The following is an 18,225-nucleotide window of genomic DNA, read 5'->3' on the forward strand; positions in this document are numbered from 1 at the left end:
CCCTATTCCCCAAGAAAGTAAAGGCTTCGAGACGGGATACTTAACTGGATGGAATCCCCGATTTGCAACAGTTTTCCGCCTGTATTAATAATCATTACTTTGAGCGTAATACCAGGAATCTTCACGATGTAATTGACACTTAGACCGGTAAATTCAACAAATGTAATTTCTCCAGTCAGTGTGTTTTCCCCATCTCCTTGAAGAATTGATTCTGGACGGATTGACACATGGATTGTTTCCCCTTTATTCATCGGAGCAAGTGGAGAACTGTTTTCAAGAAGTCCCGTCAGCGTGACACCTTGTTCATTTTTCACAACAACTTTTTCACTGTCGATCGACATGATAGTCATTTCTAGCGTATTCGATTCGCCAATGAATGATGAAACGAATCGATTCACTGGACGATTGTAAATTTCCTGCGGCGTGCCAATCTGTTGTACATAGCCGTTTTCCATCACCATAATGCGATCAGACATCGCCATCGCTTCCGTCTGATCATGTGTAACATAGACCGTCGTCACACCAAGTTCCGCTTGCAGCCTTTTTATTTCAATACGCGTTTCTTCGCGCAACTTGGCATCCAAGTTCGATAACGGTTCATCCAACAGTAAAATATCCGGTTTAATGACGAGCGCCCGAGCTAATGCGACACGTTGCTGCTGACCGCCAGAAAGCTCATTGATTTTTCGCCCACCGTATTGTTCAAGCCGCACAAGGCCCCTCACTTCATCCACCTTTGCTTTTATATCCTCTTTCGAAAACTTCCTCACTTCTAAGCCAAACGCAATGTTTTCATTCACCGTCATATGCGGGAAAAGTGCATAGTTTTGGAACACCATGCCGATGTCTCGCTTATTTGGCTGCAACCTTGTTACATCACGTTCATCAAAAAAAATCTTCCCATCCGTTGGGTAATAAAATCCTGCAATCATACGAAGCGTCGTCGTCTTTCCGCATCCGCTCGGACCAAGAAATGTGAAAAATTCTCCAGGTTGAATATCGATATTCAACTCTTTCACACCGTGAACTTTTCCGAACGTTTTCGTTATATCTTGTAATCGAACACCCTTCATCCCGTCACCCCTTTCGCTCAAATCTATATAGGTTGAAATAAAAAAGTTCATTGAATCCGCTACGGCGCTCGGGGATGCCTCCCGCCCTAAGCCAGATGAGATATCCTTTAACCTATATGAAATATCCTCTTAGCATTAACTGTATAATTTCTGCAAAGAACGCAGAAATTATACAAACCGAACTCTTCGTTGTTCGGTTGGCTACCCCTTAGAAGGCGCCTTCGCTCAGTTTATATAGATGTTCATTTGTTCAACAATATAGTCACTATGTAATGGAAAGACCTCGAGAGTGATAACCCGAGGCCTTACTGAAAAGCACAGCCCGCCTGCCTAGATGCGACAGGAGCCTAGTCATTATTCCATGTAGAAAAAGTGTACTTATCTTTCAACTATAATTACTTCCCTTTACCCTTGATATTCGAATCCCAATGCTCCATCCATTCCGCTTCTTTGTCAGCCATCACTTCCCAATCGATATCAAGTGCCTTCAAATCAAGGTCTTGATACCAATCCGGCATATCTTCTTTTGCAATATCCGAGCGTGTCGGAATCTGATAAAGTTCTTCCGCAAGTTCTGCACGTACTTCTGGATCAAAGAGGAATTCGTAGAACAGTTTCGCATTCTCTTCATTTTTCGCATCGTTGACAATACCGACCGCATCTACTAGAATCGGCGCACCGCTTTTTGGATAAATATAGTCAAACGGTTGGTTGTTCAATTTACTTTGCAGCAAGATGTCTTGCAAATTCCACAACGACACCGTTCCTTCTTGACGCACCAGCTTCAAATAGAGATTCGTCGGATCTTGCGCATAATCTTTCGTGTTTGCATCTAAGCCTTTAAGCCATTCATAGCCTTTTTCAGGATCATCCGCACCTTGACGATAAATCATTGATGAGTAAATTGTACGCATCGTACCAGACGCTAGAACGCCGCGGATAACAATTTTATCTTTCCATTCCGGCTTCAACAAATCATCCCAATCTTGCGGACCCGTTTCCGGTGTTAATACATCGCTATTGATCATAATGACTTCCGGCAATAGCATTTCTCCGTACCATCTGCCTTCAGCATCTTTATAGTCAGCCGCAATCGCCTCGTCAAATGACGGCTTGAACGGCATAAGCAGATCTTCATCCGCCGCCACCATCATTGCGGATTGTGTCCCGCCCCACCAGAAGTCCGCTTGAGGATTCGCTTTCTCACCGCGGACACGCTCCAGTATTTGTTGTGCCCCCATCGTCAAATTATCAACTTGAATGTCAGGGTATTTTTCATTGAACATTCCAACGACCTTCTCAACAACACTTTCATCACGCCCTGTGTAAATAACGAGCTTGCCTGAAGCGCCTTCTTCTTTCACTACGTCATCATCCTTTTTGGTGTCGCCTTCCCCTTTATCATTACCACACGCTGCGGCAACAAGGAGAAACAGGACAAGCAACATACTAAAGATTCCTTTTTCCTTCAATAAAATGACCCCCCTTTTAGTTATATAAACGATTGCAAGGTAGCGAGGAATTAACTACCACTCTGTTACTATATGGTTCCCCAACTAGAGATGTTTCATTTAGTGTAAAATGGAAATTCATTCAAGTCAAATTTATCGGTATTTTCTAAATACGTTTTATAACCGTAACTATTTTCATTAAACAAAAAAGAACCCCTTCAAGCACTTTAATGCTTGAAATGGCCTCTTCATTATTTCATGTTCATCCAAACGGATAGGCGTGTACGGTATTCCCCATTCGTCCCGTAGTCGTCACTGCTTGTGACAATGAATTTAAAATCGCTTCCTCTGTAACATCTGATGCGCCTGAAAAAAGGTCATTCATAATCGGATGATCTTCTCTTAACTCAAGCCTTGTTTCAACAGTATCCGTAGTGAAATGCGGTATTTTATGAGCCGTTGAAAAAGCGATGACAATGTCACCACTGCCATTGCTAAAATGACTACCCGTTCTCCCAAGTCCTATACCACATCTTTTCGCCAGCCGCTTTAACTGCCTGCTGCCCAGCGGTGCATCTGTAGCCAAGACAATCATGATAGATCCATCAGCTGGTTTGGGATATGTAGGCACGTTCTGATTGTCACTCAGTTTATATCTGTCCATTTGAAAATCTTCTTTTCTCCCAAAATTACTAAGGACTAAGCAACCAATTGTATAAGTCTCTCCACTTGTGCCATCTTTGATGATTCGTGATGAAGAGCCGATTCCACCTTTATAGCCGAAACAAATCATGCCTTTTCCAGCTCCAACCGCCCCTTCTAGGGAAGCCTCAGTGGAAGCTTCTTTAATAGAAGCAATCGCGTGACTTGGTTGAATCGGTAGCTCGCGAATCGAGTTTAGCCTGCTGTCATTACATTCCCCGACAACCAAATTTATAGTTCCAGTTGTATCTCCAATCTCAGGGTTTTGTTCTAACATATACTGCAAGGCCCCTTGTGTAACCGCTGGAACACCAAACGTATTGGTTAGCATAATCGGTGACTCAATCAGCCCTAATTCATCAACTTGGACGAGTCCTGTTGTCTTTCCGAAACCATTCAACACGTAACTCGCGCCCACTACTTTATTCATGAACAAATTGTCCTCATGCGGTAATATAGCTGTCACGCCAGTAGCGGCGTATTCAGCCCCCTGCAATGGATTATCTAGTGTGACATGCCCAACTTTCACACCCTCTACATCCGTAATACAATTCTTTATCCCGACCGGAAGACGACCAATCGTAATACCTCTATCTCTAATTTTTTTCGGCTGTTGTAGCTTCAATTTTAATCACTCCAGGTAATAATGGTTTTTAGATGAATGACTAGTTCAAGATACTGAACTCGCAATCATGATTGAACTTCTAATCAATTGATAACACTCCAACACATCATCAGTGACAAATGAAATCGTAAGGGGTCCTGTCCTTTTCACGAAGGGTACTATCTCAACTGCATCAGCCAGACCGGTATGCAAAAACTCCATTTTCACTGTATAAGGTGCTTCCATAGTAAATGGTTTAATCTCGTCGCGGTGGAGCAACGCTTTTTTCGTGCCTTCTTTTATGAGTTCCCTTGCCCTAACCGGATGGACGTTCAGAGCCGTAGTTCGATTAATCGTTTGTTTTACGATTGCCTGATGAATATCTGGAATGCACTCCTCGGCTTCGATTGCTACTAAATTACAGCCTGATACAAACACAACTGGCACATCAAAATGACCGGCAACCAGGGCATTTAGACCAAATTCCCCAAGCTCTACTCCATTTACTTCAATAGTCCTGACTACCCGACCATTAAATGTATGATTTAATATACCATCTGTACCCATTCGAGTGTGATACCCGACAAAAAGAACCGCGTCGAAATCCGCACTAATCCCTTCCATCATCGCCAGTTTTTTCGGTCCCCCTAGAATAAGTTCTGCTTTCGTATGTAATTTCTCATGATAGATATTACGCATTGTTCCGTGGGAGTCATTGACAACAACTTTTTCTGCTCCCGCCTCCAACGCGCCAAGTACGCAAGCATTAACCTCTTCAGTCATCAACATCCGTGCATAGTCATGCTCTCTACCATCCCGGGCTGTATGTTCGCCATGAACGACCCCTGAGACACCTTCTATATCAGCTGAAATATAAACGCGCATAGTTGCTCCTTTCACAAAGTGATTTTTCATTCTATATATTGAATTAAAGAACTCCATCGAATCCGCTACGGCGCTAGGGGATGCCTCCCGCCCTAAGCCAAGCAGCTTCGCCGCCAGTCTTAGGGCTTCGGCTACCCCTTGTTAGGCGCCTTCACTCTGTTAAAACACATAGTCCTAGTTACTGACAACATACGATTTGTGGTAGCAACTGGGACTGGCCCAATGTACTATCTAAAAAAACTCCTTGTAATTAGGTTTGTCGGATTATAACTCTCCCAACGCCCCATCTAAAAATTAGACACTCACAATCAATACTACTTAAGTATGTTGGACAGACTTAACCAGTTCCATAAGCTTTGCATTCAACTTCAAAGTCATTTCCCCAGCAGACCCGTCCTTAATATTCTTCCCGTCTACATTAACAATCGGCATGACTTCATTAGTTGTACTTGTAATGAAAACCTCATCCGCCTGCATCAATTCTTCAGTCGTGAATTGTTTTTCAACAAATGGAACACCAAGACCATTTGCAAGTTCTTTTACCGCCATCCGTGTAATTCCAGCTAAAATATGTTTTGAAAGCGGTGTTGTATAGATTGTCTTGTCGCTTACTATATACACATTAGAACTCGTTCCTTCTGTCACGAAACCATCTTTCACAAGAATTGCTTCATAACAACCAGCGTCTTGGGCGGTTTGTTTAGCCAGTATATTCGGCAGAAGATTTAATGATTTAATATAACAGTTTGCCCATCGTTCATCTTCATGGAATATCGCCTTCATTCCTTTTTCTCTGACGGTATCACTTGTTGGTTTCATTGGCCTAATTGTCATTGAAACCGAGACAGGCACGTCTGGGAATAAGTGCTTTCTCGTTGCAACGCCTCTTGTAATTTGAATATAAACATCACAATCTGCCAAGCCTGATTTCTCAACCGCTTCGTGGATAAGCTGTCGAATCTCTTCTATAGATTGATCACCTTGCAGCCTAATTGCTTGTGCACTTTTAAATAGCCGCTCAATATGTTCTTCTAACATGAAGAATTTACCGTCGTAAACTCGAATCACCTCATAAACACCATCGCCAAATTGATGACCTCGTTCGTCGATAGGAATAACAAGTTGCTCAACTGAAATAAATTCACCATTAAAATAACCAATTGTCATATAATAATCCTCCTCAATATAGGCATCGCTATTAATCCGGTAAATCAATTGATACCACAGAATTTGTTTATCTAAATCTGAACTCGCCTCTAAAATTCGTTACTTGCTACTTCATTGTGCTGTTTCAAAAATGTTTCGCCTTTATCCGATAACTTCGTCCCGCCCCTGCCTTGACGCGCATTGACTAAACCTATCTCCTGCAGTATTTCTAATCGAAGCCGAAGTTGTTGATCGGAAAACGTAATACCAGCATCTCGTAATTTCAGTTTTACTTTTGCACGACCAAAGGATTCGAAATTCCCCTTAGCTTCTTTGTAGACAGCTAAGATTGCTAAACTCTCTTCTAAAAAACCATGTTCTTCAATTTTATCGATAATCGACCTCATTGTTTCTACAGCCAAGGAGTTATACTTTTCCTTCCTATCCTCGACTTTTGAACGCTTATCAGCCTGTTGAACCAATACTTTCTTATACTGAAGTTCGTTTTCATCATTCCACTTTTCTGCCAATGCCAATTGCGATTTATAGAATCTATTCATTAATGAAATCTGTCCCATTTCAGATTTCACGAATTTAGCTGTCTCCAGCACAGTTTTGAAATCCAGTGTCCTTGGGGCAATATCAATCACATTTTCAAATTCCCTCGGAACAAGTTCCTTCTCTCCAGGAGTAACAATCCAATTGATATTGGAAGGCATTAAATTCATAGGATCATAAGCAATATAGTCGTGCTCAAAATAGATACTTTTAAGGGAACGAGCTGTTTCTACAGCATGTTCCATAGTGTCGTTTATGACTAGAATTTGTTGTCCGTTTAGCAGTTTGTACAGGTCTTTCGTTGCTGCTATATTTACTTCGCGCTTGGCAATAATAATTGGACATGATTCCGGTATGAACGGACGAGTTATTCCCTTTAATATCTCTTTAGACAGGATAACAATATCCTGTTCCGCAATGACATCCATTGTAAGCTCTTGGAGCGTGATTGCAGATAACTCAATTTCATCTCCAAATATCTCCACTAATTGATTGACCACGATGTCTAAATAAGCTTTTTGAATTGAAATAACATGAAGTTTTCGCATCTAATTAACCCCGTAATTCTTCTGCAAAATGACAAGCCACAAAATGACCTTTGCCTAATTCCCGGAACTCGGGTACTTGATCTTTGCATAATTGTTGGGCAAAAGGACAACGAGTGTGGAATGTGCATCCAGAAGGCGGATCGGCCGGACTCGGTATATCCCCTTTTAATATAATTCGATCTCTTCTTAAAGTAGGATCCGGTATTGGAACTGCACTTAGTAAAGCTTTCGTGTAAGGATGAAGTGGACCTCCGAACAATCCATCCCGATCAGCCAATTCGACAAGCCTCCCTAAATACATAACCCCAACCCGATCCGAAATATGTTCTACTACACTTAAATCATGCGCGATAAATACATATGTCAAATTATATTGTTCCTGTAAATCTTTTAATAAGTTTAGAATTTGTGATTGAATGGAAACGTCAAGTGCCGAAACCGGTTCATCTGCAATGATAAGCTTTGGATTCACTGCCAGTGCTCGTGCAATACCGATTCGTTGGCGCTGCCCACCACTAAACTCATGGGGATAGCGATTCGCATGGTATCTATTCAACCCGACAACTTCCAATAATTCAATAACACGGTCTGCCCTTTTCGATTTTTCGATATTATGAACGATCAGTGGTTCTTCGATGATTTCTTTTACAGTAAGCCGAGGATTGAGTGACGCATAGGGATCTTGGAAAACCATTTGGAATTCTTTTCGTAGCGGGCGAATTTCATCATCCGTTAAATCGGTGATGTCTTGCCCCTCAAAAATAATTCGTCCTTCCGTCGCATCCAATAACTTCATTAATACTCTGCCGGTAGTGGACTTTCCACAGCCACTTTCTCCAACGATGCTTAATGTCTCTCCCTTTTTCACAGTAAATGAAACACCATCTACCGCTTTTACAAACTCTTTCTTTTTACTGAACAGCTTTTTCTTTATCGGAAAATACTTTTTTATGTTGTGTACTTCCAGCAAGTTCTGACTCATCTTGATGCACCTCCTCGTGTAACCAGCATCTGACAGAATGCTTCACTAATACTTCTTTAAATTCAGGTTCTTTTTCCCAGCATATATCCATTGCATGTGGACATCTCGGGGCAAACTTACAACCTTCCGGCATCCTCGATGGTATCGGAACATTACCCGGAATAGATTGCAATCGTTCTACCCTTTCCCCTATCTTAGGAATAGAAGCCAGTAATCCCTGCGTATAAGGGTGTTTCGGATTAGCAAAGATTGATAGGACATCGCTTTCTTCTACTGCACGCCCCCCGTACATGACCACAACACGATCACACATTTCTGCAACTACACCTAAATCATGCGTAATAAGTAAAATGGCAGTATCTGTTGTTTTCGTCAAGTTACGCATTAAATCTAATATCTGCGCTTGTATTGTCACATCCAGTGCCGTTGTCGGTTCATCAGCTATCAAGACTTTCGGGTTACAAGCCATGGCCATCGCAATCATGACACGTTGACGCATGCCACCTGACAACTGATGCGGAAACTCATGGACAATTTTGTCTGGGCGTGAAATTCCAACTGCTGTTAGCATTTCAATTGATCTAACTCTCGCCTGCTTTTTCGACATCTTTAAATGAAGGATAATAGCTTCTTCCAATTGACGCCCAATTTTAAATACGGGATTCAATGAAGTCATTGGTTCTTGAAATATCATCGCAATTTCATTGCCGCGGATTTTTCGCATTTCATTTTCGCTGATTTTGACAAGATCTCTGCCTTCATAAAGAATTTCTCCACCTGCAATATGCCCGGGTGTGTCTTTCAACAACCTCATAATTGAGAGTGAGGTAACACTCTTCCCACTTCCCGATTCTCCAACTATGCCAAGTGTTTCACCTTTTGAAACTTCAAAAGAGACTCCGTCCACTGCTTTTACAACACCGGAATCACTTGTGAAATGTGTTTGTAGGTTATTTACTTTCAGTACAGTTTGATCCACTAGAATGCCTCCTTTCTACCAAGTATCAGTCCTTAATTTTCGGATCAAGCGCATCACGTAAGCCATCACCTAGAAGGTTAAATGCAAGTACAGTGATGAAGATTGCGAGTCCCGGAAAGACTGTCACATGTGGTGCAATATTTAAATAATCCCTTCCGCCGCTTAACATGGCACCCCACTCAGGTGAAGGCGGCTGTGCGCCTAGCCCAAGGAAACTTAAGCTTGCTGCTGTTAAGATTGCCGAACCGATTCGCATCGTGAAATAGACAATAATACTAGATAATGTTCCTGGAAAGACATGCTTCCAAATAATTCGACGTGGTCTTGCACCAATTGATTTTGTAGCCTCAACATAGAGGGTTGACTTAACAGCTAGCGTCGAGCTACGTACAATTCGGGCAAATACCGGAACACTGAAAATCGCGACCGCTATGACGACGTTGCTAAGCCCAGGTCCCAGAATTGCAATAATACCGATAGCTAACAAGATTCCAGGGAATGCGAGTAATACATCACACATGCGCATGATAATCATGTCGATTTTTCTACCGTAATAGCCTGCAATAAGCCCTAAAAATGTTCCCCCAATTGCTCCTAAGAAAACGGAAGTTAATCCGACGTATAAAGAAATTTGTGTACCTGCGATAATTCTGCTGAAAATGTCCCTACCATAAGCATCGGTTCCCGCCCAGTGTTGAGCTGAAGGACCAGAAAGTACATTGTCATAATCTGGTTCTGCTATATCGTAAGGCACAAAAAATGGGCCGACAAGTGCAAGTGCAATCAGAAATAGCACAAAAAAGAATGATACAAACGCAAGTTTTTGTTTTTTGAACTTCCTCCAAAACTCAGAGAATGGTGTATTCGATGTAATATTTTCCAAGGTTCGTTGCATATATTCTTCTTTTTTAGACAGTTTTACTTCAACCACTTTGGTCCCCTCCTTACTCATACCGGATCTGTGGATTCAAGATGCCATACAACAGATCAACAATTAGATTAATTACGATGAATTCTAAAGCAAAGATCATCATTTCTGCTTGAATAACCGGGTAGTCACGGTAAGCAACTGAGTCGATTAGTAGTTTTCCTAACCCCGGCCAGCTGAATACAGTTTCAATGACAACTGATCCTCCGAGCAGGAAACCGAATTGCAAACCTGTCATTGTAACAACGGGAATCATTGCGTTTCTTAATCCATGTCCCCACGTAACATTACGTTCGCTTAATCCTTTTGATCTGCCTGTACGGATATAATCTTCTTTCAGCACATCCATCAAAGATGATCGTGTAAAACGTGCGACTACAGCTGCTACACCGGTTCCAAGAGTGAATGCAGGAAGGATATAACTCTTCCATGACTCCATTCCTCCAGTAGGTAGCCAGCCAAGCGTTACGGCGAAAAGTTGGATAAGCATGAGTCCTAGCCAGAATGACGGCAACGATAACCCTGAAACAGCTCCAAACATTCCTAAATAATCCTGCCATTTATTCCTTTTTGTTGCCGAAATTACACCAATCACTAAACCAACAATGACCGCCCACACCATACTCCAGACGGTTAACCAAAATGTCGGCATGAATCGTTCGCCTATCTCATCGCTCACCGGCCGATTTGTTTTTAGTGAATTCCCCATGTCTCCTTTAAAAAGGTTTTTCATATAAGTGACATACTGTTCTACAATCGGCTTATCCAAGCCTAGTTCCTTCCTCACCATCTCCACATCTGCCAGTGTTGCATCTTCGCCGGCAACTAGACGGGCTGGATCCCCAGGAATCATATGTACGAATAGAAAAATTAGAATGGATACTATCAACAGGATCGGGATAATTTCGAGTAGTCTTTTAATGATGAATCGAAACAATTGAACCACTCCTTTGGTATAAAGATAGAGCGCTATATATTAATTATATATAGCGCCCTTTTATCAATTCATTACTCGATTTCGATATCTGATACGCTCAATGAACCATCCGGTAACAGATAGATTCCTTTTAGATAGTTCTTCTTACCAGCCAATGTATTGTCAGCAGATAAGAAGACCCAAGGTGCATCATCCCAAACTAATTTCTGTGCATCTTCATAAGCTTTTGCTCGTTTATCCAAATCTGCTGTTTGCAGACCATCTAGAATTAGCTGATCTACTTCAGGATTGTCGTAATAAGAAACGTTATATGACATAGGCGGGAATGCATCTTTGCCCCCAACAAGTGGACGAATACCCCAGTCAGCATCGCCAGTAGATGGTGACCATCCACCATAGTACAATTCAAGCTCAGCATCATCTGGGTTTTGAACAGACCAAATTTTGTCCGATATTGTGCCTGATTCCATAGGTACAACTTCAACATCTATACCGACTTGTGCCATTTGCTGTTGTAAGAATTCCATTGCCTTAATCGCGCCAGAGCTGTTGCCGCCCCATAGTTTCGCTTTAAAGCCCTTTTCAACGCCAGCTTCTTTTAGTAGGTCCTGCGCTTTTTCAAGGTCAAATGCATAAGGCTCTTGTTTTGAGTAAAACTGAACGTCAGGTGCAATAATGGAATCCAATACAGTTCCTTGATCGTTCATTACAACTTTGACGAAAGCTTCTTTATTAATTGCATAGTTAAGTGCTTGTCTAACTTTAACGTCATCATATGGTGCTTTTAATGTGTTCATAGACATGTAACGAACTACAATAGAAGGCTTACTTTCAACTTCTATACCGTTTTTCCCGTTAATTCCCTCTACTTGTTCAGTAGGAACTGGATAAATGAAGTCCGCTTCACCTGTTTGCAACATCGCAATTCTTGATCCATTTTCCGATACCGGTTTAAATGTGATGGAATCTACTTTCGGGAATCCTGCATTCCAATATTCTTCGTTCTTTTCAATTTTTAAACCTTCACTCGGTTTCCATTCAACAAATTTAAATGCCCCAGTTCCAACTGGATTTCTTGCAACTTCTTTCCCAAACTCTTCTAAAGCTTTCGGGCTGTGCATTAATCCAGCTGGGTGAGCGAACGTGTTGATCATCGCGCCGAAAGGTTCTGATAGTGTAAATTTCACTTCATATTCATTAACAACTTCTGTTTTTTCAATTAAAGCGTAGAGGCTGTGTCTCTTCAATCCGCTATTTGGATCTGATAATCTATCAAAGTTCACTTTTACCGCTTCTGCATTAAAAGGCGTTCCATCATGGAATTTCACATTTTCACGTAATTTGAATGTGAATTCAGTTGCCTCAGCATTTGCCGAATACTCTTCAGCCAAAAGTGGAATCACATTCATATCTTTATCAAACCCTACAAGTCCTTCAAGCATTGCTTTTTGAGCTGAGCCAGATAGCGTGTCATTTGTGTCATGTGGGTCCATGCCTGTAAAGTTATCCGCTACAGCAATGACGATATCCTTACCTTCTTTTTCAGCTTTTTCAGCAGGCTTTCCATCCTCTTTACTAGCATCTTTACTGCCCTCTTTTGAATCACTGCTACAGCCGGCTAAAACGAGTAGCATCATTAAGGCCAGTAAAGAAATTAAACCATACGCTTTTTTCATCTTCTTCTCCCCTTTACTAACTTTTTTTATGATAAAATGCATTACGCATTTTTCAATGAAAAGATTGGACTTAATTGTCCGACGACTTCCTGTCTCGCATTCTTCAACTTCGGATAGTGATAATCATGTAATAGTTTAATCTGTTTTTCATTGAGTAAATCGAGCTGTTTTAGCACTTCCACCGCAACAGGCGAAGTTGCTCGACCATTACCATCCTCAATTTTAATGGCAATTCCAAGACCTGTTTCAAGATCTCCTATACAGTAAACTCCTTCAGCCCCGGCTTTTCCAAACATTCTTCCATCTTCAATCCTCATAAAATCTGAACAAAAGCGGTTAGTGCCTCCGACCATTTCTGGTGCTGCCATCATAGCTGCAGTCACTTGCTCAATTGCATTTTTTCTTTTTTCAGGAAATGATATTGGTTTTGCCATCTTTGCAAAACTTAATGCGAGGTTTTTTAGTGGAATGCCATGGACAGGAACTCCGCAACCATCAATACCAATTTCTATCTCATTTAAGGGTGTTTCAGAGATATCACTTATCACTTCCATAATTCTTTTCTGAACTGGATGATCCGTTTTATAGTAATCTTCCAAACTCTCACCCATATGTATGGCTGTAGTTAACATGCCGCTATGTTTCCCAGAACAGTTGTTATATTCGGGCGTGATTTCCTTACCCGCTATAATTAATGCTTCATACGCTTCTGTCCAGCGTGGAGGATGCGTGCCGCATTTCAAATCGTCCGTTCCAAGCCCTAGTCTAGATAAAATGGTTTTTACCCGGTCGGTATGCTGATTTTCTCCATTATGTGATGCACAAGCTAATGACAGATCTGCCTGATTGAATTGATAATGGTCAGCTGCTCCTGTTTCAACAATCGGAATCGCTTGTAAAGGTTTCATTGACGAGCGAGCAAACGTTACCCTATTAGGATTTCCTTTGGAATAGAGAAGTTTACCTTCACTATTCACTACTGCAATATGTCCCCAATGCTCACTTTCAACATTATCTCCTCTTATTACATCTACTAAATGTTCAGCATTCATAGTTGCACCTCTTGTTATCTGTATTTTCTAACTATATTATCTCATGTTACACCTTATTACAACCTTTTTTAGAATATGCTCCCTATTCTAAAAACTAATCATGGGTTAATGCGTTGATATATGCGTGAATAGGTAAAATATAATACCTAAAGTGGTAAATTTGGACAATCCTTTGATAACAGATACAATGAGCGGACTTGCAATAACAAGTAGCAACGAGTCTGCAGGTAAAATCATGGACGCGTGAAGACCTGTAATTTTAGAGGGCATCGGGTCCAGCATCATATAGAGCTTATATATTGAACATATGAGTAGCTATATAAACTGAGTGTAGGCGATTTAGAAGGGGTAGCGGGGCGGCAGTTTAGGATCCTCTAGCGGATTTTAAGGGAATCTTTTTTCAATCTATATAGTAAGCCAAAGAATTTCCCCACTTTATTCCCTACTATTTTTCGACAATAAAGCGCATCATTCTACATTGTGGATAAAGTTACTAACACTAAACCGACTGATTTATCTATATTAATTAACAATTCCAACAGGTTACTCACATGATATCCACTGCTTTTGTTAATAAGTTTTGATTATTCTTTACTTTCGAGAAACTGACAGTCGTCAATACAATTACGACACAATGAAAGTACTCCGAAGAACGCAAACTACCTGATGCCAATAGAAATTCGGCATCAGGTAGTTGAAGTGTTCTATTTAAACTTCATTATGGATCATCGCTTCAAATCGAGAAGTCTTCTGGAATGAAAACACGAAGTTGATTCGGTTTGATATATACATCTTCACCTGCTTTCACATTTAGCTCCCGGTATTTCTCTTTCGTCAATTCTGCTTCGAGAAATTGATCATTATCTTGTCGTTTAAGTTCCACTTGCACAGTGCGCCCCACGACATGTATATGGATAATTTTTGCTTTAACTGCTTCCGCATCTGTACTTTCTCGTTCAATCGTCACATCATGTGGCCTAACATAACCAATAGCCAACTTATTTTCAGCTCTTTCAAGATCTACCGAATCCAAATCGACCTGCACATTGAGTAGCTTGCCATTTTGCAAGCGCCCATGAAAAATATTCACATTTCCTAGAAAATCATACACAAATGGACTGTTTGGATGATCATAAACTTCTTCCGGGCTACCTATCTGTTCGATCTTCCCTTCATTCATAACAACAATCCGGTCCGCCACGTCAAGAGCCTCTTCCTGATCATGCGTCACAAATATACTCGTAATATGAAAATCATCATGCAATCTTCGCAACCAACGTCGCAGTTCTTTCCGCACTTTTGCATCGAGCGCACCAAATGGTTCATCAAGTAACAGTACTTTTGGTTCCACTGCAAGCGCCCGGGCTAGTGCAACACGCTGCCTTTGTCCCCCCGATAGTTGAGATGGATAACGAGTAGCAAATGCTTCTAACTTTACAAGTCCTAGTAATTCATTTACTTTCGCAGCAATTTCTTTTTTAGTTGGTCGTTCTTTTTTGGATCGTACTTTCAATCCATATGCAACATTATCAAAAACCGTCATATGTTTAAACAGGGCATAATGCTGAAAAACGAAGCCAACCTTTCGTTCTGTCGTGCGAATATGGGTCATGTCTTCCTCACCGAATAAGACAACCCCATGATCCGCTTCTTCAAGTCCTGCAATTATGCGTAGTAGCGACGTTTTGCCCGATCCAGATGGTCCAAGCAACGCCACGAGCTCTCCTGTTTTAATGTCGAGGTTAATATCTTTCAGTGCATCAAACGAACCAAACCTCTTCGACACTTCTTTTATTTGAATACTCATGTGGTAACCTCCTGTTCTATCCTTGCTGACTTGTTTTCCATTCAATGAAGTTTTTCAAAACTAGCGTAATAATCGCTAAAATGGACATAAGAGATGCAACAGCGAACGCTGCGGAAAATTGATATTCATTGTACAAAATTTCAATATGTAACGGCATCGTGTTTGTAAGACCGCGAATATGCCCCGAAACAATCGAGACAGCGCCAAATTCGCCGACTGCACGCGCATTACAAAGAATGACACCGTATAATAATCCCCACTTAATATTCGGCAGCGTGACATGCAAGAATGTTTTAAATCCACCCGCTCCAAGTGTTAAGGAGGCTTCTTCTTCCGCCGTTCCTTGCGCCTGCATAAGTGGGATCAACTCACGTGCAACAAACGGAAATGTCACAAACAATGTGGCAAGCACAATGCCCGGGACAGCGAAAAGAATTTTAATATCATTTGCAAATAAAAATTCACCGAACAACCCGTGGGCACTGAATAATAAAACAAACACGAGACCTGCAATAACTGGTGAAATTGCAAACGGCAAGTCAATCAAGGTAATTAAAAGACTCTTCCCTTTAAATTCAAACTTAGTAATTGCCCATGCAGCTGCAATTCCAAAAATCGCGTTTAGTGGCACCGTAAGTATGGCGACAAGTAATGTTAGTTTGATTGCCGATAGTGCGTCCGGGTCTGTAATTGCAGCTACATAGACGCCTGCTCCCTTTTCAAAAGCTTTTATAAAGATTGCAACAAGCGGTAATACTAGAAAAAGCAATAGAAATCCGAGTGCAATCGCAATTAGCGGAATACGAACCCAAGGCTGCTCTTCTGTAGTCCGCTTGCTCCCATTCTTACTAACCAACTGCACCTGACTCTGTTTTGCCATGGAATTCCCTCCTAATTATGAACAAATTTCCGATTAGTCCACCATTGCAATCCGTTAATAAATAACAATATAATAAATGAGAAAATGAGCATGACTGCCCCAATTGCTGTAGCAGCAGCATAATCGTATTGTTCAAGTTTTGTCATAATAATGAGCGGTGTTATCTCGGTCTTCATCGGCATATTACCCGCAATGAAGACCACCGAGCCATACTCGCCAATCGCACGGGCAAATGCTAACGCAAAACCTGTCATTGCTGCTGGCAAAATTTCTGGAACAATCACTCTAACAAACGTTTGAAAGCGATTCGCGCCTAAAATAGCAGACGCCTCTTCCATTTCCCGTTCAAGATTTTGAAGAACCGGCTGCACCATTCGGACGACGAATGGCAAGCCGATAAATGTTAATGCAATCGTAATACCGAGAGGCGTAAACGCAACTTTAAACGATAAAAACTGACCAATCCAACCCTTTTCCGTATACAGTGTTGTTAATGCGATACCTGCAACAGCTGTTGGGAGTGCAAATGGTAAATCTACCAATCCATCAATTATTCGCTTGCCAGGGAACGAATAGCGAACGAGTACCCAGGCAATCAATACACCAAATAGCAGATTAATGCAGGCTGCTGCAAATGCGGTACCAAAACTTATTTTGTACGATGCAATGACGCGCGGTTCCGTTACCGTTGCCCAAAAATCTGACCACCCCATTGATGAGGTATTAATGAATATCATGGAGAGCGGAAGTAAAACGAGCAAGCTGAGATACAGCATCGTGAATCCGAGCGATAGCCCAAATCCCGGCAATATACTATGTTTCTTTAATCTCCATTTCTTCGCCATTGCTTCACCTTCACTTCTGTAGTTAACTGTTTTTAACGCCTCTAATCCTAGATATCAATTGGATTTTTTTCTTAGACACCACTACGGTAGGTAAATTTCATCGAAGGTGCCGCCGTCATTAAAGTGTTTTTCCTGGGCTTCTTTCCAACCACCGAAATCATCGTCAATTGTAACGAAGTTAATGTCAGGGAATTGATCTGCATATTTTTTTAATACCTCTGGGTCACGGGGACGATAGTAGTTTTTCGCTGCAATTTCCTGTCCAGTTTCTGTATACAGGTATTCCAGATAGGCCTGTGCGACTTCTTCTGTGCCTTTCTTCTTGACGATTTTATCCACAACTGCAACTGGCGGCTCTGCTAAAATACTGAGTGATGGGACGATAATTTCAAATTCACCTTTTCCAAGTTCATTTAACGTTAAGAAGGCTTCATTCTCCCAAGCAAGCAATACATCCCCAATACCCCGTTCAACAAAAGTTGTCGTTGAACCGCGAGCCCCAGAATCTAGTACTTCAACGTTTTTATAAAGATCGCCAACAAATTCTTTCACTTTCGTTTCATCCCCATTAAATTTCTTATTCGCATAAGCCCAAGCCGCCAAGTAATTCCAACGAGCACCGCCTGATGTTTTCGGATTTGGTGTTATAACGGAAACACCTTTTTTCGTTAAGTCATCCCAATCTTTAATGCCTTGTGGATTGCCTTTTCGAACTAGGAAAACAATCGTTGACGTGTATGGTGTTGAGTTATTTTCCAATCTAGTTTGCCAGTTTTCTGCTAGCAGGTCACGGGCGGCGGCGACTTCGTCAATATCGTAAGCAAGGGCCAGTGTGACAACGTCTGCTTCTAGACCGTCAATTACTGCTCGACCTTGTTTTCCTGATCCACCATGCGACTGCTGAATAGTCACTTCCTGTCCGGTTTCATCTTTCCAATGTGCAGCAAATTCTTTATTAAACTCCTCGTATAACTCACGCGTTGGATCGTAGGATACATTTAACAGCTCGACTGAATTCTTCTTTTCAGCAGAGGCAGTTTGATCCCCACTTTTTTCAGTACCACCACATCCTGTTAAAATCCCAACCGTTGCAGTGATGCCCACTAAAAACTTGATTATTGTCGTATTTTTCTTCATCCTATTAACCTCCACTTCTATTTTCAATTCTTTAT

16 protein-coding genes are annotated in these 18,225 nt (G+C 41.4%); all 16 read right to left on the reverse strand.

The window, feature by feature from the left end; all coding sequences use genetic code 11:
- Positions 1-2 precede the first annotated feature (2 nt).
- Positions 3-1,073 carry an ABC transporter ATP-binding protein gene (locus ACGLYD_RS15010; RefSeq protein WP_187045702.1) on the reverse strand — a complete coding sequence of 357 codons (1,071 nt, stop codon included), beginning with the start codon at positions 1,071-1,073 and terminating at the stop codon, positions 3-5.
- A 395-nt stretch (positions 1,074-1,468) separates the two neighbouring features.
- Positions 1,469-2,521 carry an extracellular solute-binding protein gene (locus ACGLYD_RS15015; RefSeq protein WP_340742538.1) on the reverse strand — a complete coding sequence of 351 codons (1,053 nt, stop codon included), beginning with the start codon at positions 2,519-2,521 and terminating at the stop codon, positions 1,469-1,471.
- Positions 2,522-2,786: 265 nt separating this feature from the next.
- Positions 2,787-3,851: a P1 family peptidase gene (locus ACGLYD_RS15020; protein WP_399628862.1), complete on the reverse strand. Its 1,065-nt coding sequence runs from the start codon at positions 3,849-3,851 to the stop codon at positions 2,787-2,789.
- Between the two features lie 45 nt (positions 3,852-3,896).
- Entirely contained in the window at positions 3,897-4,715 is an 819-nt protein-coding gene (locus ACGLYD_RS15025) for a M55 family metallopeptidase (protein WP_187045704.1), read from the reverse strand.
- A gap of 318 nt (positions 4,716-5,033) precedes the next feature.
- Positions 5,034-5,882 (reverse strand): D-amino-acid transaminase, encoded by an 849-nt coding sequence (gene dat, locus ACGLYD_RS15030; protein ID WP_338655356.1) that lies wholly within the window; start codon positions 5,880-5,882, stop codon positions 5,034-5,036.
- A gap of 89 nt (positions 5,883-5,971) precedes the next feature.
- Complete coding sequence (locus tag ACGLYD_RS15035; RefSeq protein ID WP_338655355.1) at positions 5,972-6,967, reverse strand: winged-helix domain-containing protein; 996 nt, start codon at positions 6,965-6,967, stop codon at positions 5,972-5,974.
- 4 nt (positions 6,968-6,971) lie between these two features.
- Positions 6,972-7,949: an ABC transporter ATP-binding protein gene (locus ACGLYD_RS15040; RefSeq protein WP_187045707.1), complete on the reverse strand. Its 978-nt coding sequence runs from the start codon at positions 7,947-7,949 to the stop codon at positions 6,972-6,974.
- Complete coding sequence (locus ACGLYD_RS15045; RefSeq protein WP_338655353.1) at positions 7,879-8,928, reverse strand: ABC transporter ATP-binding protein; 1,050 nt, start codon at positions 8,926-8,928, stop codon at positions 7,879-7,881. The genes ACGLYD_RS15040 and ACGLYD_RS15045 overlap by 71 nt, the downstream gene beginning before the upstream one ends.
- A 25-nt stretch (positions 8,929-8,953) precedes the next feature.
- Positions 8,954-9,823: an ABC transporter permease subunit gene (locus ACGLYD_RS15050; RefSeq protein WP_187047977.1), complete on the reverse strand. Its 870-nt coding sequence runs from the start codon at positions 9,821-9,823 to the stop codon at positions 8,954-8,956.
- 49 nt (positions 9,824-9,872) lie between these two features.
- Complete coding sequence (gene gsiC / locus ACGLYD_RS15055; RefSeq protein WP_187045709.1) at positions 9,873-10,793, reverse strand: glutathione ABC transporter permease GsiC; 921 nt, start codon at positions 10,791-10,793, stop codon at positions 9,873-9,875.
- Positions 10,794-10,864: 71 nt separating this feature from the next.
- Positions 10,865-12,469 (reverse strand): glutathione ABC transporter substrate-binding protein, encoded by a 1,605-nt coding sequence (locus tag ACGLYD_RS15060; RefSeq protein ID WP_399628868.1) that lies wholly within the window; start codon positions 12,467-12,469, stop codon positions 10,865-10,867.
- Positions 12,470-12,510: 41 nt separating this feature from the next.
- Entirely contained in the window at positions 12,511-13,521 is a 1,011-nt protein-coding gene (locus ACGLYD_RS15065) for an asparaginase (RefSeq protein ID WP_187045711.1), read from the reverse strand.
- A gap of 733 nt (positions 13,522-14,254) precedes the next feature.
- Positions 14,255-15,328, reverse strand: a complete 1,074-nt coding sequence (locus ACGLYD_RS15070; RefSeq protein WP_187045712.1) for a sulfate/molybdate ABC transporter ATP-binding protein — start codon at positions 15,326-15,328, stop codon at positions 14,255-14,257.
- Positions 15,329-15,344: 16 nt separating this feature from the next.
- Positions 15,345-16,208: a sulfate ABC transporter permease subunit CysW gene (gene cysW, locus ACGLYD_RS15075; RefSeq protein WP_187045713.1), complete on the reverse strand. Its 864-nt coding sequence runs from the start codon at positions 16,206-16,208 to the stop codon at positions 15,345-15,347.
- Between the two features lie 11 nt (positions 16,209-16,219).
- Positions 16,220-17,053, reverse strand: coding sequence for a sulfate ABC transporter permease subunit CysT (cysT, locus tag ACGLYD_RS15080; RefSeq protein ID WP_187045714.1), 834 nt, complete (start codon positions 17,051-17,053; stop codon positions 16,220-16,222).
- Between the two features lie 81 nt (positions 17,054-17,134).
- Complete coding sequence (locus ACGLYD_RS15085) at positions 17,135-18,190, reverse strand: sulfate ABC transporter substrate-binding protein (RefSeq protein ID WP_067212406.1); 1,056 nt, start codon at positions 18,188-18,190, stop codon at positions 17,135-17,137.
- Positions 18,191-18,225 lie beyond the last annotated feature (35 nt).

The sequence above is a fragment of the Sporosarcina sp. SG10008 genome (genome assembly GCF_044569405.1).
Lineage (GTDB): Bacteria > Bacillota > Bacilli > Bacillales_A > Planococcaceae > Sporosarcina > Sporosarcina psychrophila.

What these genes read in the sequence shown, in the direction of transcription:
- ACGLYD_RS15010 (WP_187045702.1), bottom strand. Translation starts at nt 1,073, where the DNA reads ATGAAGGGTGTTCGATTACAAGATATAACGAAAACGTTCGGAAAAGTT.
- ACGLYD_RS15015 (WP_340742538.1), bottom strand. Translation starts at nt 2,521, where the DNA reads ATGTTGCTTGTCCTGTTTCTCCTTGTTGCCGCAGCGTGTGGTAATGAT.
- ACGLYD_RS15025 (WP_187045704.1), bottom strand. Translation starts at nt 4,715, where the DNA reads ATGCGCGTTTATATTTCAGCTGATATAGAAGGTGTCTCAGGGGTCGTT.
- dat (WP_338655356.1), bottom strand. Translation starts at nt 5,882, where the DNA reads ATGACAATTGGTTATTTTAATGGTGAATTTATTTCAGTTGAGCAACTT.
- ACGLYD_RS15035 (WP_338655355.1), bottom strand. Translation starts at nt 6,967, where the DNA reads ATGCGAAAACTTCATGTTATTTCAATTCAAAAAGCTTATTTAGACATC.
- ACGLYD_RS15040 (WP_187045707.1), bottom strand. Translation starts at nt 7,949, where the DNA reads ATGAGTCAGAACTTGCTGGAAGTACACAACATAAAAAAGTATTTTCCG.
- ACGLYD_RS15050 (WP_187047977.1), bottom strand. Translation starts at nt 9,823, where the DNA reads ATGCAACGAACCTTGGAAAATATTACATCGAATACACCATTCTCTGAG.
- ACGLYD_RS15060 (WP_399628868.1), bottom strand. Translation starts at nt 12,469, where the DNA reads ATGAAAAAAGCGTATGGTTTAATTTCTTTACTGGCCTTAATGATGCTA.
- ACGLYD_RS15065 (WP_187045711.1), bottom strand. Translation starts at nt 13,521, where the DNA reads ATGAATGCTGAACATTTAGTAGATGTAATAAGAGGAGATAATGTTGAA.
- ACGLYD_RS15070 (WP_187045712.1), bottom strand. Translation starts at nt 15,328, where the DNA reads ATGAGTATTCAAATAAAAGAAGTGTCGAAGAGGTTTGGTTCGTTTGAT.
- cysW (WP_187045713.1), bottom strand. Translation starts at nt 16,208, where the DNA reads ATGGCAAAACAGAGTCAGGTGCAGTTGGTTAGTAAGAATGGGAGCAAG.
- cysT (WP_187045714.1), bottom strand. Translation starts at nt 17,053, where the DNA reads ATGGCGAAGAAATGGAGATTAAAGAAACATAGTATATTGCCGGGATTT.
- ACGLYD_RS15085 (WP_067212406.1), bottom strand. Translation starts at nt 18,190, where the DNA reads ATGAAGAAAAATACGACAATAATCAAGTTTTTAGTGGGCATCACTGCA.